16 protein-coding genes are annotated in these 16809 nt (G+C 38.8%); 14 read left to right on the forward strand and 2 right to left on the reverse strand.

Going from position 1 to position 16809, the window contains the following annotated elements:
* Positions 1-59 precede the first annotated feature (59 nt).
* Together ACHUFV_RS24355 and ACHUFV_RS24360 are read right to left on the reverse strand one after the other, a co-directional pair.
* Entirely contained in the window at positions 60-782 is a 723-nt protein-coding gene (locus ACHUFV_RS24355) for a hypothetical protein (protein ID WP_394238755.1), read from the reverse strand.
* Between the two features lie 546 nt (positions 783-1328).
* A complete protein-coding gene (locus ACHUFV_RS24360; RefSeq protein WP_394238756.1) occupies positions 1329-1457 on the reverse strand; it encodes a hypothetical protein in 129 nt (42 codons plus the stop codon).
* Between the two features lie 502 nt (positions 1458-1959).
* Between ACHUFV_RS24360 and galE the strand changes: the two genes are divergently transcribed.
* From galE to ACHUFV_RS24430, 14 genes are all read left to right on the forward strand, one after another.
* The gene (gene galE / locus ACHUFV_RS24365) at positions 1960-2949 is read left to right on the forward strand and encodes a UDP-glucose 4-epimerase GalE (protein ID WP_394238758.1); all 990 of its coding nucleotides are present in this window, start codon (positions 1960-1962) and stop codon (positions 2947-2949) included.
* Between the two features lie 560 nt (positions 2950-3509).
* Positions 3510-3659 (forward strand): hypothetical protein, encoded by a 150-nt coding sequence (locus ACHUFV_RS24370; RefSeq protein WP_394238759.1) that lies wholly within the window; start codon positions 3510-3512, stop codon positions 3657-3659.
* 297 nt (positions 3660-3956) lie between these two features.
* Complete coding sequence (locus ACHUFV_RS24375; protein WP_394238761.1) at positions 3957-6092, forward strand: BglG family transcription antiterminator; 2136 nt, start codon at positions 3957-3959, stop codon at positions 6090-6092.
* Positions 6089-7471, forward strand: a complete 1383-nt coding sequence (locus tag ACHUFV_RS24380) for a family 4 glycosyl hydrolase (RefSeq protein WP_394238763.1) — start codon at positions 6089-6091, stop codon at positions 7469-7471. Before ACHUFV_RS24375 ends, ACHUFV_RS24380 begins: the two co-directional genes overlap by 4 nt.
* Before the next feature lie 5 nt (positions 7472-7476).
* Complete coding sequence (locus tag ACHUFV_RS24385; RefSeq protein WP_394238765.1) at positions 7477-8199, forward strand: 6-phosphogluconolactonase; 723 nt, start codon at positions 7477-7479, stop codon at positions 8197-8199.
* 13 nt (positions 8200-8212) lie between these two features.
* The gene (locus ACHUFV_RS24390; protein ID WP_394238767.1) at positions 8213-8563 is read left to right on the forward strand and encodes a PTS lactose/cellobiose transporter subunit IIA; all 351 of its coding nucleotides are present in this window, start codon (positions 8213-8215) and stop codon (positions 8561-8563) included.
* A 177-nt stretch (positions 8564-8740) separates the two neighbouring features.
* A complete protein-coding gene (locus tag ACHUFV_RS24395) occupies positions 8741-9082 on the forward strand; it encodes a PTS sugar transporter subunit IIB (RefSeq protein ID WP_394238769.1) in 342 nt (113 codons plus the stop codon).
* 36 nt (positions 9083-9118) lie between these two features.
* Positions 9119-10453 (forward strand): PTS sugar transporter subunit IIC, encoded by a 1335-nt coding sequence (locus ACHUFV_RS24400; RefSeq protein WP_394238771.1) that lies wholly within the window; start codon positions 9119-9121, stop codon positions 10451-10453.
* Between the two features lie 214 nt (positions 10454-10667).
* Positions 10668-11417, forward strand: coding sequence for a glucosamine-6-phosphate deaminase (gene nagB / locus ACHUFV_RS24405; RefSeq protein ID WP_394238773.1), 750 nt, complete (start codon positions 10668-10670; stop codon positions 11415-11417).
* A 262-nt stretch (positions 11418-11679) separates the two neighbouring features.
* Positions 11680-12663, forward strand: coding sequence for a glycosyltransferase family 2 protein (locus tag ACHUFV_RS24410; protein ID WP_394238775.1), 984 nt, complete (start codon positions 11680-11682; stop codon positions 12661-12663).
* A gap of 13 nt (positions 12664-12676) precedes the next feature.
* On the forward strand, positions 12677-13108 hold the full coding sequence (locus tag ACHUFV_RS24415) for a GtrA family protein (protein ID WP_394238777.1): 432 nt from the start codon (positions 12677-12679) through the stop codon (positions 13106-13108).
* 543 nt (positions 13109-13651) lie between these two features.
* Positions 13652-14713: an ATP-grasp domain-containing protein gene (locus ACHUFV_RS24420; protein ID WP_394238779.1), complete on the forward strand. Its 1062-nt coding sequence runs from the start codon at positions 13652-13654 to the stop codon at positions 14711-14713.
* A 15-nt stretch (positions 14714-14728) separates the two neighbouring features.
* Positions 14729-15511, forward strand: a complete 783-nt coding sequence (locus ACHUFV_RS24425; RefSeq protein WP_394238780.1) for a PHP domain-containing protein — start codon at positions 14729-14731, stop codon at positions 15509-15511.
* Entirely contained in the window at positions 15477-16799 is a 1323-nt protein-coding gene (locus ACHUFV_RS24430; RefSeq protein ID WP_394238782.1) for a polysaccharide deacetylase family protein, read from the forward strand. The genes ACHUFV_RS24425 and ACHUFV_RS24430 overlap by 35 nt, the downstream gene beginning before the upstream one ends.
* Positions 16800-16809: the final 10 nt, after the last annotated feature.

Here is a 16809-nt window from a genome sequence, read left to right on the forward strand (position 1 = left end):
AGGGAGCGGGAATAAATGAAAAAAGCACAAGACCTGATTAGGTTTTGTGCTTTTTATGTTTAAAAATTTTGTAATTCATTAATTACATGCGTCAGCCGCTCTTGCTTCTTCGTTTGATATTCGCTTCTAAATTCAACTGCCTCGCTAGGGCTGTGACCGTATTTTTCTAAGTCTATTTGCAGCTGGTTATAAACGGTATTAAACGTCTGATCGGCATTGCGTTCAAGTGCAACAGCCGCATCCTGATATTTCACAGTAAGATCCGACTTAGTTAATTTGCCGCTGACATAATCAGCCTTTGCCTGTACCATTAACTGGTCCACTCTGCTCATTTCCTGAATTTCAAGATCTGAGAAGATGGTTCGGTATGCGGATTTGATATCGTTTAGAGAGGTACCATTAAATGGAGAAACACCAGTATTTCCTTGTACTCCTACTCCGCCATTAAGGCTGCCAGTAGTGCTTTCCGCTGGATTACTTATTGGTTGATTGGGGTCGGTAGCCTGTGCTGGGCCGTTATCAGACGCAGTGGTCGCATCCTGTGAAGTGCTAGTAGACCCATTGCTGGCTTCAGTGCCATCCTGATTGCGGACTTCCCCTTTAGAACCGGAACCATTAGCTGCCTCTCCAGTTTCCTTTTGAGCTTCCTTTTCAGCAATTTGTATTTCCTTCTTTGCCTTTTCTGTTGTTGTTTCTACTTCTTTATTCCACTGAAGGAAACTCACCGTAATAGCCGTAATGGCTAGAACAATCCCAATTATAATAAAGTATTTACGCCTCATTTTATAATCCCTTCTTTAAAATTCCATACGTTCAGTTCATAGTATCGGTTTGATCATAAATGTACTGAAGTTACTCTATTTTATTATATAAAACTAAAAAAATAATAGAAATCATTTTCTTACTATAAAATATTATCATCTTTTGTAAAATTATCCGGAACCATCCTGTCTGCTAATGGAAAAGAAAAAGTGGGTTGGTGAATAAAGCGGGAGTATAATTTTAGTCAATGGTAATGAAAAATTAGGGGAAGAAATGGAGTCTATACCAAGTCAGTTCAATATTATTTGCGTGAGATAATAAGGAAAGCTATGAGTGAGAGGGAAAACTCGTGAAAGCTAAAGTCGAGTCTTTTATGAAGACATGATTCATGCTTTTAACTTGTACAATTGTTTTGATTATCTGGATTTATGCAATTCTATCTCTATATTTTTCGGCGTAGTGCATGGCTATTTGATGAGGATTTAATATTATTGAGCTAGAATAAACTGTAATAGAATTTCGTATAAATAGAAATTCTATAGTATCTGAATTGAAGGATAGAAATTTTAACTAAACAGCTTCTTCCGTGGACGATTACCTATCTTTACATATATACCGCCTTCTCTCGCTTTAAATAACTTGATTCCAAATAGTTTAAGTGGCGTACTGATTTCCTTCATTTCGATTAACGGCATATTGGTTCTCTCCTTACAGCATGTTAGTTTAACATTTGTCACACATAATTATACACTATTCTATTACTTTTGACATTTCTGATTTTTCAAACTATGAAATTACGCAAGGCAAAGGGGCTCCGATGAGGTTAGCCGAACAGTTTTTTTCTTGAGCGGTTCCAAAATTTTATATAATATTCCCCTTCGCTTGATTTAAATAATCTAATTCCGATTAGCTTAAGTGGGGTTGTAATCTCCTTCATTGCAATTAAAGGCATATAATCACTCCTATATAATTTAAAGATTCAAATCTTTCTATTATTATACCTTAAAAGAAACGATTTTCGCTATAAAAGTTCTTTATAAGGAACAAAAATTGTATATAACAGAATAAATCGGTTCAAAGAGCTGTATAGTCTACAGCGTTTTTTGTTGTCTACTAGAAGCAATTCCGATCAATTTACGGCAAGAATTATAAGGGATATAATGGTACTATCTGGAGTTTTTTAAAGGAGATGTTCCTATGATCCTAGTCGTCGGCGGGGCCGGTTATATCGGCAGTCATTTGGTAAAAGAATTAGTGAAAGAAAAGGAAGTTGTGGTGCTTGATAATCTATCAACAGGGCATAGATGGGCAGTTGATGAGAAAGCTGTTTTTGTTGAAGGGGATTTAGGAAATTCCAAGGATTTGGATTCCGTATTTTCTACATATAAAATAGAAGCGGTTATGCATTTTGCAGCCAACAGCCTGGTAGGCGAATCGGTTGTGGACCCGATGAAATACTATCAAAACAATGTAGCAGCAACCATGACGTTACTAGAAGCTATGAAGAAATACGATGTGAAAAAATTCATTTTTTCATCTACTGCAGCAACATATGGGATTCCGAATGTTGAAATTATTACAGAAGAAACCCCGACGAATCCGATTAATCCGTACGGCCATTCAAAGTTAATGGTTGAGCAGATTTTGGCTGATTATGCGAGAGCATATGGTTTCAAATATGTCGTGCTGCGTTATTTCAATGCGGCAGGTGCCTATGAAACGGCTGAAATTGGTGAAAAGCATCATCCGGAAACACATTTAATTCCGCTAGTTCTACAGCAGCTGTTAGGAGAGCGGGAAAGCATCTCCGTTTTTGGCAGTGACTATGATACGCCAGATGGTACCTGCATCCGTGATTATATCCATGTGACGGATTTGGCCAGAGCACATATGCTAGCACTCGATGCCTTACTGTCAGGTAAAAAAGACACCTCTGTCTATAATCTCGGTAATGGGTTAGGCTATTCCGTAAAAGAGGTAATTGAAACCTGCGAAAAAGTCACCGGCAAAGCAGCGAATGTCATCATGGCAGATCGAAGAGAAGGGGATCCGGCAAGACTTGTCGCTTCTTCAGAGAAAATCTTTAAAGAACTTGGATGGAAAGCAGAGTATACGTTAGAGGATATTATTGCGAGTGCGTGGAATTGGCATTCGAGAGGGATTTCATGGGGAGCATCCGTTTTTTGACGGGTGCTTTTTGTGTCTTTGGTAATCTGGGTTAATTAATCTATTTAGGGGCTTGCAAAGAGAAGAGAGATTAAAGGATGGCGGTCATTGTAGTGCCCGTGAGGAGGAAAGAGAAGGGCTAGTGGGGACTATCGGGATTTGATAGTGCCCGTGGAGAGGAAAGAAAAGGGCTAGTGGACATTATCAGGGTTTGATAGTGCCTGCGAGGAGGAAGGAAGAGTGCTAGCGGGAACTATCGGGATTTGATAGTGCCCGTGGAGAGGAAAGAAAAGGGCTAGTGGGCATTATCAGGGTTTGATAGTGCCTGCGAGGAGGAAAGAAGAGTGCTAGCGGGCACTATCGGGATTTGATAGTGCCCGTGGAGAGGAAAGAAAAGGGCTAGTGGACATTATCAGGGTTTGATAGTGCCTGCGAGGAGGAAGGAAGAGTGCTAGCGGGAACTATCGCGATTTTATAGTGCCCGTAGAGAGGAAAGAAAAGGGCTAGTGGGCATTATCAGGGTTTGATAGTGCCCGTGAGGAGGAAAGAAAAGGGCTAGTGGGCATTATCAGGGTTTGATAGTGCCCGTGAGGAGAAGCGAAAAAGGTAAGCGGGAATTATCGGGGTTTGATAGTTCCCGTAAGGAGGAAAGAAAAGGACTAACGGGAATTATCAGGCTTGATAGGGAATCAAGCAGGCCATCTGATGCCCGAATCCTGATTCGCAAATGACAAAAGAGAACTAAGAAGCCAATCTACTGCCTGAAAACAGAAATGATTCATGAAAAAGGTAACCAAGAAACCCTTTATCAAAAACATTCCCCAACTGTGCACAAACCAGTACCACTCATAACCTCCTTACTTAAGTAAAAACTCCATCATTTCCCCCTCCCCCGTCCTCAAACTCTCATAATCTCCTATCACCGTAATTGTATTTTTTTCCGAATGAATTGGACGAAATCTGTTATCTGGATATATTGTAAGCGGTTTCCCCTGGTGGTAACATAAAGTCAAGAGGTGGTTGATACCATGCTAAACTCGAGAGCAACTCAGATTTTGAACAAGCTGTATGAAGAAGAGGACTACATTTCAGTTCATGAGTTAGCCGAGCTGACCAAGTCTTCGGATCGTTCAGTAAGGTACAATTTGCAAAAAATTGATGAGTTCCTAAACAAAAATCAAATTGATTTTTTAGAAAGGCATCATTTAAAGGGTGTGAAATTAAATGTTACGGACAATACAAGAAAGGTGTTAGCGAACTTTCTTGCCGAGCATAATCCCTATCAAACGATCCTTTCTAAAGAAGAAATCCAGCTGTTCATGACGCTGCACATCTTAATCAATCAAAAGGAGATGCCGATTTCTTTTTTTGAAAAAAGCTTAAATGCATCGAGAACGACAATCAACAATATCTCAAATGAACTCAACGAGTTTTTTGAAAGCAAGCATTATCAATTTCATCGTGTTCCTAAGAAAGGAATTTATATTACGGGTGATGAAAATGCACGAATTCTTGATTTTGTCGAGCTGTTCAGCAGCAGCCTGAACATTCATGAATTCTATCATTATATTGAAGTTGGGAAAACCTCATCGAAGCTAGGGGATCTGCTCCTGAAGCATTTATTTAACCGAAAGGATTTAGAGTATATCAAATCACTTATCCTTTACCTTGAGGATCAATTAAATGTAATGTATGACGATAAGTCATTTCTAATGCTTACGGTTTATTTTACGAGATTAATCAACCGTTCGCGGGCTAAATTGATTCTGCAACACAATGAGATGCAATGGAAGGTGGAGGCTAAGGACCTCGAAGGTTATCAAGTATCGGAAAATATCCTGAATAAATTGGCTAACGTTTACGCTGAAGTTGAAATCAGCGAAATAGAAATCGCCTATTTAATGAGTTTTATCGTCAGTATGAAGACGATTAAAACGGAACAAAAGACAAAGGAAAGTGTTTCTGAGATTGCCGATAGGCTGATTAAGGAAGTGGAAAAGTATTACCAAATCTCTTTTTCCGATAAACGAGAGGAGTTACATAGGTTATTGCTTCTCCATATCGAACCGATGATGAATCGGATTCGCTTTCAGCTTAAATTGGAAAATCCGCTCTATGATGAAGTACTTCAAGCACATCAAGACCTTTTTTACCATCTTAATGAGGTTTGTAAAAAAATCAACGCTGTCTATCATATCGATATAAATAAGCAGGAGGTATCTTATTTAACGCTCCACTTTGCTTCGATGATGGAAAAGCTACGGGAGTATTCCGAAGGGCCGAAACTCTTAGTAGTCTGTGTCGAAGGCGTAGCGATTTCCAAATATTTAGCAGCATCCCTTACCAACCTTTTTAATATATGGGAGATTGATACGCTACCGGTCAGACACATTACCGATTCTATTGTCAATAAGTACGATCTTATCGTCAGTACGGTCCCTTTACCGAAGCTGGACCGCAAGAAAGTGATTGAAGTCAACAGTGTTCTCACAAAAGAGGATATTGAAAAATTAAAGGACAAGCTGAATGTCAGCTACAATTATACGGCGGAGAATAACGTGGCATTGGTGAACCGGCTTGTCAATGTTATTCAGGAATCCTGTGAAATAAAGGATATCTATAAGCTAAAATATGATTTGCTTACTGAACTATTAAATCGTGATGAAAAAAAATCACTACCAAATCAATTAGAAGTAAAAATAAATTTTTCCAAAGAATTTGTAAAAGTAAATCTACCCGCAGACCATTGGAAGGACGCCATCAACAGCGGCGTGGGGATTCTTCTGAGAAATGGCTGTGTAGCAGAAAGCTATGGAGAGAAAATTATCAGCAATCTCGAGGAGTTTGGACCGTATATGTCCATTGCTCCAGGAGTAGTTCTCTCTCATGCAGGTCCGGAAGACGGCGTGTTTGAAAATTCAATGAGTATTGTGACCTTGAATCAGGGGGTCGAATTTCATGATCGCTTTGACGAACCGGTGCATTTGATTATTACAATTGCCCTTAAAGAAGGGAATGGACATTTATCGATCGTTGAAGACTTAATTAAGCTGGCCAACAACAAGAGCTTTGTTAACGATATGCTTCGATGCAATCAGTCACAGGAAATAATGGAATTATTAATGAAAGAAATAGACTTTTTACCAGAGGTGAATAGAGGATGAAAAAACTAGTTGTACTAGGCGGTGGCGGAGTTCGCTCTCCATTTTTAGCAAAATCATTAATCTCAAATGCAAAGGATTTACACATAAGTGAGATTGTTTTTATGGATGATAATGAAGATAAATTACGAATTTTTGGTGGCATCTCCAGAACAGTTGCCAATGCGATTGACCCAGAGGTGAAATTCTGGACGACGACATCTGTGGAGGAAGCTGTAAAGGATGCCCATTATGTAATTACGACATTACGTGTGGAGCAGGACAAGGGTCGTTTCCAGGATGAAAAAATCGCACAGGAATATGGGTTATTAGGTCAGGAAACAACCGGTGTCGGTGGGTTTGCGATGTCGCTTCGTTCCATTCCGATGCTGAAAAAATACTGCAAAATCATCAATGAACTGGCAGATCCAAATGTGTTAATCTTTAACTTTACAAACCCATCAGGACTTGTGACACAGGCGCTGCGCAGTGAAGGCTTCGATAATGTCTACGGTATCTGTGACGGCCCGTCTCATTTTATCGAAACATTGGAAGAAGTGCTTGGCGTAACACATGATGAGTTCGATATTACTTGCTACGGCTTGAACCATTTATCCTTCTATCGTGATGCAAAGGTGAATGGACGTCCAATGATGGACGAGCTGTTAAACCATCCGGATTTATATAAAAAGACAGATATGAGACTGTTTGATAAGGAATTAGTTGAAATCCTTGGCAACGAGCTGCCTAACGAATATCTCTATTTCTTCTTCTATCATGATAAGGTAATCCGCTCGATCGAAGTAAATGGCGGTGCAAGAGGACAGCTGATTAAGGATATCAACGAAAGAATGCTTGCTAGTATCAACGAAGTGGACCCAGAGGATACGAATGAAATTTTCAACATCTATATGAAACACATTATGGAAAGAGAAAGAAGCTACTTTGCCATTGAATCAGGTGAAACAAGACCAGAGGAATTCCCGGTTCCGACATTACAGGAGTATGTTCAGCAGCCGGATAAGGGTGGATATTCCGGCATTGCATTGAACTTTATCAAAGCCTTCCATGGTGATAAAAAGACAAAAATGACATTAATGGTTCCAAACAACGGTGCGATTAAAGAATTACAGGATGATGATGTCATTGAGATTACCTGTGATATCGAAAAAGGAATTGTTTCTCCAAGACAAATCAGTGACATACCAGAGCTACAAATGCATTTCATTAAAACAATCAAGCGCTTTGAAAGATTAACCGTTGAAGCTATAAATGAAAAGAATCGTTTAAAAGCAGTTGAAGCATTAATGATTCATCCATTAATCAATTCTTATAACATTGCTGCGCAAATAGTAGACGAATTGCTTGAATTATATAAAGACCATATTGGACAGTGGAGCTAATTACGATGGAGATTAAAACTGTTAAAGATTATGATGCATTATCGGCGTGCTTGGCTGATGAAGTTCTTTCCTATATGGTGTCGTCCTCTGAGAAGTTGATTTGTCTTCCCTCAGGGGACACCCCCTTAGGTGCTTTTAAATGGATTGCGGAGTCTCTTGCAGAAAAAGAAGCTCCATCCTTACACTATAAGCTAGTCGGGCTTGATGAGTGGGTCGGAATGGGAAGAGAGACAGAAGGCAGCTGCCAATTTTATATGAACGAGCATCTCTATAAGCCAGGAAAGATAGATGATGCAAGGATAGTAGAATTTAATGCGAAAGCTGAGGATTTAGAAAACGAACTAGAGAAAATGGATCAATTTTTAAAAGAACATGGTCCTCTTGATCTAGTTGTACTTGGCATCGGGATGAATGGTCATCTCGGATTGAATGAGCCGGGGACTAGCTTTAAAACGTACTCACATATTGTCCCATTAACTGATAAAACAAAGGAAGTCGCGCAAAAGTATTTTTCAGAGGAAACCCCGCTTGAAAAGGGAATTACCCTTGGCATCAACTATTTTTTAGAAGCAAAAAGGCTAATCGTCATTGCCTCAGGAAAACACAAGGCAGACATTATCAAACAGCTTGTGGACAGTGAAGCTACCGAGTCACTGCCAGCATCGATTGTGAAGCTGCATAAGAACAGTACTTTGCTGATTGATGAAGCTGCTGCATCAAGCCTGTAAGGAGGAGAAAAGGATGAATGAGGAAAATACGCAAGTAATGGATCAGGATATGGAGCAGATCTGTTTTCAAATTATCGCCTTCTCTGGGGAGGCATTTTCAAAAATGATGGAGGCGATGAAAGTCTGCCGCACAGGTGATTATGAAAAAGCAGATGAAGAAATGGAAGAAGCGTCAGACCTATTAAATCAAGCGCATAATGCACATACGAATTTGCTTGTAAATGAAGCGCAGGGAAAAAAGGTTGAATTCTCTGTCCTACTAGGCCATGCCCAGGATAATTTAATGAATACCATGCTGACGAAAACATTAATGGAAGAAATGATGAGCATGTATAAAGAGCTGAAGGGTGAACGTTTGGCATAAGAATTATGATGTTTTTCTTGAAAGCTTTGTTAAAGAACAATGTTGTTTTTGTAGCAGGTTGATTGTAGTGGAAGGCACGAAGACTCCTGCGGTCGCCCGCGGAAAGCGAAGTGCCTGTAACTAAAATCAACAACTTAGTTTTACAGAGCATTTTAAAAAAGAAAGGGATGAAAAACGATGGATTTAAAAAAATTACACGTATTGCTTGTATGTAACTTAGGTGCTTCAACAGGTGTTATGGTAGCTAAAATGCGGGACATTGCAGCAAACAGCAAGAGCTTGGCTAATACGGATGTCAAAATTGATGCACGTCCGGCAGGCGATATCAAAGAGTATCTGGCTAATTACGATGTAGTGCTGATGGGACCACAAATCAAGCACCAATATGATCGCTTAAAGAAAATCTGTGATGAACATAATAAACCAATTGGCATTATTGATATGAAGGATTATGGATTTGTAAACGGCGGTAATATCCTGAAGCAGGCGATTCTTCTTACCTTAAATCATACAGCTTAAAACCAATTTATTTCACTTCAAAAGGAGTGTGTCCAAATGTCTGCAAAAATGCATGGATTTATTAATGGTTTGGAAAAATATCTGGCGCCATTGGCGTCCAGAGTGGAAAGTCAGAGACATATTTCGACGATCAAGGATTCAATGATCAGCCTGATGGCCGTGTTAATGGTTGGATCGATTTCACTAATCATTGGAGGCGTCGGGAACTTCTTCCCAGAAGGCGGAGCCATTCGCAACTTCTTCGTCGATAATGCAACACTGTTAAATATGCCATTTACCTTTACGTATGGTTTGCTTTCAATCTATGCTGCGGTATCCATCTCGTACACGCATGCCAGAAAGCTCGATATTACGCCGTTTCACGCCATTATTGGCGGTTTATTAGCAACCCTAATCCTATGTGCAAAAGTGGTTGATGGTCAATTCGATATGGCGTTTCTAGATTCAAGAGGTTTGTTTATTGCTATTTTTGCTTCGATTTTATCTGTTGAATTAATGAAGTTTTTAGTAGAGAAAAAAGTAACGATTCGTATTAAAGGATTGCCTGATATGATTGGTAAAACCTTCGAATCGATACTGCCTTTATTCATTATTATCATAATCTCTGTAGCAATCAATACCATTGTGATTTCAGTAGCTGATGGTCAAAACCTTCCTGAAGCATTCACAACGATGTTTGCACCGGCAGTTAACAGTATCGACTCTCCATGGGGAGTATTCCTGGTATCACTTGCGGAAATGATTTTTTGGTTCTTAGGCTTAAACGGATATGCTATTTTAGTAGGGTTTACCTTACCGTTTATGACACAATACCTTGCAGCAAACGCAGCAGCATTTTCTGCAGGTCAAACACCTGAGTTTATTTTTACAGAAAACTGGTGGGGCTACTTCCTAGCATGTACAGGATCAGGGGTAGTAGGTGCCATCGCAATTCTTGCTTTATTCAGTAAAGCAAAAACACTAAGATCAGCGGGTAAAGCATCAATTGTTCCAGCCATTTTCAACATCTCAGAGCCGGTTGTATACGGATTGCCTGTGGTATATAACCCATACTTATTCATTCCGTTTGTATTAGGTACACCATGCCTAGGGTTATTCACCTACTGGGTATTCGAGATGGGCTGGGTACGTGCACCAATCGCAGCCGTAGGTGGTATGCCGACACCAATCGCCCAATACCTAGTTACCTTAGACTGGCGCGTCTTCCTACTAGTTCCAGTCATCATGGGACTTGCGATCTTAATGTACTATCCATTCTTCAAGCTCTATGAAAAATCAGTGCTTGCCAAAGAAGAGGAAGAAGCAAAGAATAAATCGACCAAAGTCATTACAGAAGATGACCTAGATCTAGATTTTCTAGAAGAAGCTTAAATCACTAGAATAATAAAATTGCTCACCGCAGCCAAAGTTGGGGACCCAACCCTTAAAGAAACTCCCAAAAAACCCTAACCTCATGTTAGGGTTTTTTTAGGAAGCATGGGGACGGTTCTTGTGCTTCCATACCGTGAAGGAACCAGTATCCAACTACAAAACGATTTATTTGATCGAACAAAAACGTCCGTTTTTAAAAAGGAGGAAAAGGAAAATGAAACTGATTCTTGTAAAGGATTATCAGGAGATGAGTAAACAAGCAGCAGAATATGTAATTGAAAAGTTGCTTCAAAATCCAAACATGAAGCTGGGGCTTGCAACAGGCGGCACGCCGATTGGAACGTATAAATTCCTAATTGAGGATCACAAAAGGAATGGTACCTCCTATCAAAATGTGAAAAGCTTTAATCTTGATGAATATGTTGGATTATCGGCTACAAATGAAAATAGCTATCATTACTATATGAATGATGTGTTTTTCAATCATATTGATATTAAAAAGAAAAACGTCCATATTCCTAGCGGAGATGCGCCAGATATTCAAAAAGAGTGTGAGGATTACGAGACGGTTCTTACTAAACATGGCAGGGTTGATCTTCAAATCCTTGGGATTGGGAACAACGGACATATCGGCTTCAATGAGCCAGGTACTAGCTTTGACTCTAAGACCCACATCGTTAAACTGGCTCCTTCTACGATAAGAGCCAATTCAAGATATTTCGAGAGCATGGAAGAGGTTCCGACGCGAGCAGTAACAATGGGGATTTCTACAATTATGCAAAGCAAAGAAATTCTGTTACTTGTCTCAGGTGAGAGCAAAAGTAAGGCGCTGCTAAAGCTATGGGAAAATGAAGTGGATGAATATTTTCCAGCTTCTGTTTTGAAAAAACATCCTGCCGTTACGGTGATTGCAGATGAAGCGGCATATGCTGAATTGAGGGCTAATGATAGGGCCTTTGCTTGAATGTCATCATGGTGGATAAAGGAAAAGATGTAAGCATCCGTATCATATGGGTGCTTTTTTGCTTTGGAAACACCTTCCTAACAGAGTATACCGGAAATTCCCCAGTCCTTTTAGAACACTCTTATCATTTTACTATGTATAGATAGGATTAATTTGTCACTTTAGTTCTATATTAAATATCAATGAGAAATTGTAGACTTAAAGCAGTTGTCTGAATTATGGAAAATAATGAGATGCTAGCAACAAAGGAGTCAAATGATCAATGAAAACTGTAACAATTTTAGTACCCGCCTATAATGAAGAAGAGGTTCTGTACCAATTATATGATCGGTTAACATCCGTCATAGAGGGAGTCACCTCCTATCATTTTGAACTATTATTTGTGAATGATGGAAGCCGTGACAACACACTATCCAATATTAAAAGTATGCGATTGAAGGACAGCAGAATTTCCTATGTCGATTTATCACGTAATTTTGGCAAAGAAATCGCTATGATAGCGGGCTTAGATTATGCCAAAGGGGATGCTGTGGTTATTATAGATGCAGATTTACAGGATCCACCGGAATTAATTCCGGAAATGATTAATTATTGGGAACAGGGATTTGACGATGTATATGCAAAAAGAAAATCACGTTCCGGTGAGACGTGGTTGAAAAAATGGACATCCTCGGTTTATTATAAAGTGCTTCAAAAAATAACCAGAATCCCCATTCAAGAAAACACAGGTGACTTTCGTTTGCTTGACAGGCGCTGTGTGGAAGCTCTTAAGCAGCTAAGGGAAGCTCAAAGGTACACAAAGGGCATGTTCAGCTGGATTGGCTACAATAAAAAGGAAATTCTGTTTGATCGTGACCCGAGAGCAGCAGGTGAAACAAAATGGAATTATATGAAATTAACAGACCTGGCCATTGAAGGGATTACCTCTTTTACGACAGCTCCCTTACGATTGTCAGCCATGATTGGCTGTGGAATTTCCTTTTTTGCCTTTATTTATATGGTCTGGATTATTGCCAAAACACTGCTTTTCGGGGAACCGGTGGCAGGATATCCTTCGTTAATGACCATTATTTTATTTTTAGGAGGAATTCAGCTTATATCCCTTGGGATTATTGGAGAGTACCTAGGAAGAATCTTCAATGAAACAAAAAAACGTCCGCTTTACTTTGTCGACGAGTACAATAATGAAAAAGCACGAAATAATCATAATGAGTCCGTTGAATTGAAATCATATGTCAAGCATTAAGGCAGGAGCTTCAATGAAAAATAAGAATGAACTATTCAATTATTTATTGTTTGGTGTGTTAACCACAATTGTGAATATAGCCAGTTTTGCTGTTTTTGATAAAGTACTGGGGCTGGATTACAAATTAGCCACAACTATCGCATGGGTTCTATCCGTTATTTTTGCCTTTGTGACCAACAAGCTATATGTCTTTTCTAGTAAAAATATCGGCGGGAAATCTGTCTTTCGTGAATTTATTTCGTTTTTATTTTTCCGCGGGCTGTCCTATGTATTAGACATCGCTTCTATGATTATACTGATTGATTTTGTAAAGATAGACAGCTTACTAGCAAAAATAGCAGCAAACGTTATGGTAGTTGTATTTAATTATTTTGCCAGCAAATATGTTATTTTTAAACCTTCATCAAGTAGTGAGGGAGCAGAAGCAGATGAAAAAATTACTTGATTATATTTCTAAGATTAGACACAAAGGATGGTTAAAAAATAAACGGCAAAATTCCGTTTAAATGGGGAAATACCCTTATTTCCCTAAAAATAAGAGGAGTTTTTCCGAGTATGTATCCAAATCTTTGGATTTTTTCTTATTTTAAAGCAGTTAAACGGAATACCTCCGCTTATATCTACTCCTCGATCCTACATCATATACATTAACCGGAAATTCTCCGCCTATGAATTTTTATACTCCACGGAAACCGACAATGAAGAAGCTGAGTCTTGATTTTAAGGACAAGTATTAAAAAACTATAAAATGCATGGCGAATTCCTTTACGGATTACCATGCTTTTTCACTTTTTGCACTACACAAGTGAATCCGTCAGACCTTTGTTATAGGTCTTAATTTAATGGTAAATTTCCTCCTATATCATGATTTGTGATACAATTTTACAGGCGAGCTTGCAAATCGCTTACTATTATTTTTTTCGTTTAAAGTAGACGTTACATAATAGCGTTTTTTATAGTTGCAGGGAGAAATACAAGGGAGGACCGTATGGCGAGGATAGTATTAGACAGCTTGGATAAGCGGATGACCATACCTATCGTTAACTACTATCACAAAAGTGGTTATGAAATTGATGGCATTTGTTTTAAAGGATCCAAGCCTTTAAGTAAAAAATATATAGCTGAAACGCATTATATATCAAAAGATAACCTAGAGGAAGAGTTTACAAAAATAATCGACAGCTATTCATCTGATGATTATCTGATTATCGGGAATCCGCAAATAATCGAAGTCGTGAATAAAATAAAGCCAAATATAAAATATATTATTCCGACGGATGAGGCGATAGATGCTGCGACTGATAAGAGAAGGTTATTGGAATTAGCCGAACAGCTGGGAGTAAAAATTCCAAAAGAGCTGCAGTCTCCTAAATATCCAATGGTGATTAAATTAAATACATCTGAAGGAATCAGTTTAAAGCCGGTGGATCGTTATCGAATCGTGAAAAATGAGCAGCAATATCAAGAAGCAATGAAGAAATTCGCGGACTATAAAGATAACATCATCATGCAGGAATATGTGGAGGGAAATGGATATGGCGTGTCCATGCTATTCGATTATGATTCGAATTTAATTGATTACATCGTCCATGAGAGACTGCTGGAATATCCGATAGCCGGCGGGCCTTCAGCGCTATGTAAAAGCACGTATAATGAACAATTGGTTCATTACGCAAGCAAATTACTAAAGGAGCTTAAGTGGCAAGGACTAGCGATGGTGGAGTTCAAAGGGGATACCTTAATCGAAATCAATCCACGCTTTTGGGGAAGTCTGCCACTATTATTTGTTGCGGAGTCAGATCTTTTTTCAAATCTGATTGAAACATTAAATAACAATCAAAAGACCATTAATGAGACACAGAGTTTTTACAAAAAGGATAAATTCATGAGTTACTTCCCGCAATGCTGGATATCAATTCTCATGCATGTAAAAAAGGGAAATCTTAAAACGGCTATCGAAAGCATACCTAAGGTTATGATGAGCAAAGAGGGTATTTTGAAATTTTCGAACCCGGCACCTTTTTTTAGATACCTTCGTACATTGAAATAATGGAGAGATAGAGAAATGAAGATATGCTCACATATTCATACATATCATTCAGAGGATTGCGTTTCAAGGGTAGAGGATATCGTTGAGAAGGCAATTGAATTAAAGTATGATTTGATTATAGTAACGGACCATGATACAACCAAAGGCGCTTATGAAGCATTGAAAGTGGCTCAGGGCAGAATAGATGTCATCATCGGGGCCGAATTTGGTACGGAAATGGGTCATATTCTGGCCATTAACATAGATGATACTGTGGAAAAAAACTGTATGAAAAAAGGAAAAAAATACGATTTTGATGATTTAGTCAAAAAAGTACGGGAACAAAATGGATTATTATTTTTAGCTCATCCCGTTCAATCAAGAGCAAAAATTAATTTTGATTTCGTAGAGAAGCTTGATGGAATTGAACTGATTAATGCGCGGGTAGAATCAAGCTTTGCCATAAAGAAATCTAATGAACTAAACAAACGGATACGAGCGAAATATAATCCCTCTGTTATTGCCGGATGCGATGCACACACAATTAAAGAGCTGGAAAGCACGTATATGGAGGTGGATGTCCCGGATTCCTCACAATGGGATATTAAGGAGCTATTACTCGGGGACAAAACCTTATACTTAAAACGGTCATCCTATAAGCTGATTGCCTGGAACAAGCTAACCCGAAACAGGGGAAAAGGGATTAAGCATAAAATGAAGCAAGTGATCAAAATGATTTTAGGGATATTTATAGATTTCAAGATAGCATTGGGAGGAAACAGCTTTGAAGCTATACGAATATGCAAGGAAGATCAATAAGAAAATTAAACAGAGGAGAAAAGATGCAGCGGGGAGATATTTATCAGCTGTTAGACGAATTGAAAGAGTAGCGCCGATAAAAAATGGGCGTTATGTAGCCATGACCTTTGATGACGGACCAATGAATTTACCGCCAAACCCGATTAATGAAGAGTACCAAAGCAATCACAGCTTGACTGCCTTATTAATCGAAATTCTAGGTAAATATCATGCCAAAGGAACCTTTAACGTCATTGGAACAACGGAGAACAACTATCCCGATAAAATTGGCAAGCTTCACTCGCCGACCTGGGGCGGGCAAAAACACGATCATTATCCCAAATTTAATGAGGACAAGCATGCAGGGGCAAAGAACCAAAGAGAATTAATCCAATCTCTGATCGAAAATGGTCATGAGCTATCGAATCATGGACATAATCATGTATTATTTGGTCCTAATAAAATTGTCTATGGCAGCAGAAGCCATATGAAATCTATTTCTGATGTATATAATGATTTGAATAACCTGCATCAATATCTTCAAGATGAATTTAACTATCAATTAAAGCTATCAAGGCCGCCGCACTATATTGATACTATTCCGGATGGTTATAATTCATATGATGCCTATGCGATGATGCAATACCAATACCTTGCAGCAAGCTTTGACGGAGGCGGCTGGCTGCCGACCGAAGGAAATTATCAAGCGGATATTGATAAAATGGTCAAGCCATTGGAAAATGCACTACGGGAGTCATCTGATTCACTCAATGGGCAAATAATCTTTCAAAAAGATGGATACAATATGTCGATTATGACACCGGTAGGACATGCATTGCCGAAGCATCTTGAACTGTTAACCAATGAGGGCTATCAGGTGATTACAGTCAGTGATTTGCTAAAATTATCACCATTTGAGGACATTGATACAGATGCAGAATATTTACCAGGACTGATTGAATTAGATCAAGCAGGCTATATCATAGGCTATAGAAATAATACCTTCCATCCGGAGAGAACCTTAACAAAGGGTGAAATGGTCATGATGAGCCTGACAAAAAAAGAGCTGGCTGATGTATATAAAGAGGGAGTATTGGATAGAAACTTCCAAAATAATATGAAGAAGCATCCGTATTATGCGGCTTATTCGAAGTATGGGATGCTGGATACCCTATCACAAAGCAATGACCCTGCCACATCTGAGGATATAAGAAAATTCTTCTATGAAAGGCTTAACAAGGATGTTCATGTAGCAGATAGAAATGAACTGCTGCGAAGGGATTATGTTGAGGTATTAAACAATAAATAACAGATGAATA

This window comes from Niallia oryzisoli, assembly GCF_043641075.1.
Classification (GTDB): Bacteria; Bacillota; Bacilli; order Bacillales; family Cytobacillaceae; genus Bacillus_BD; species Bacillus_BD oryzisoli_A.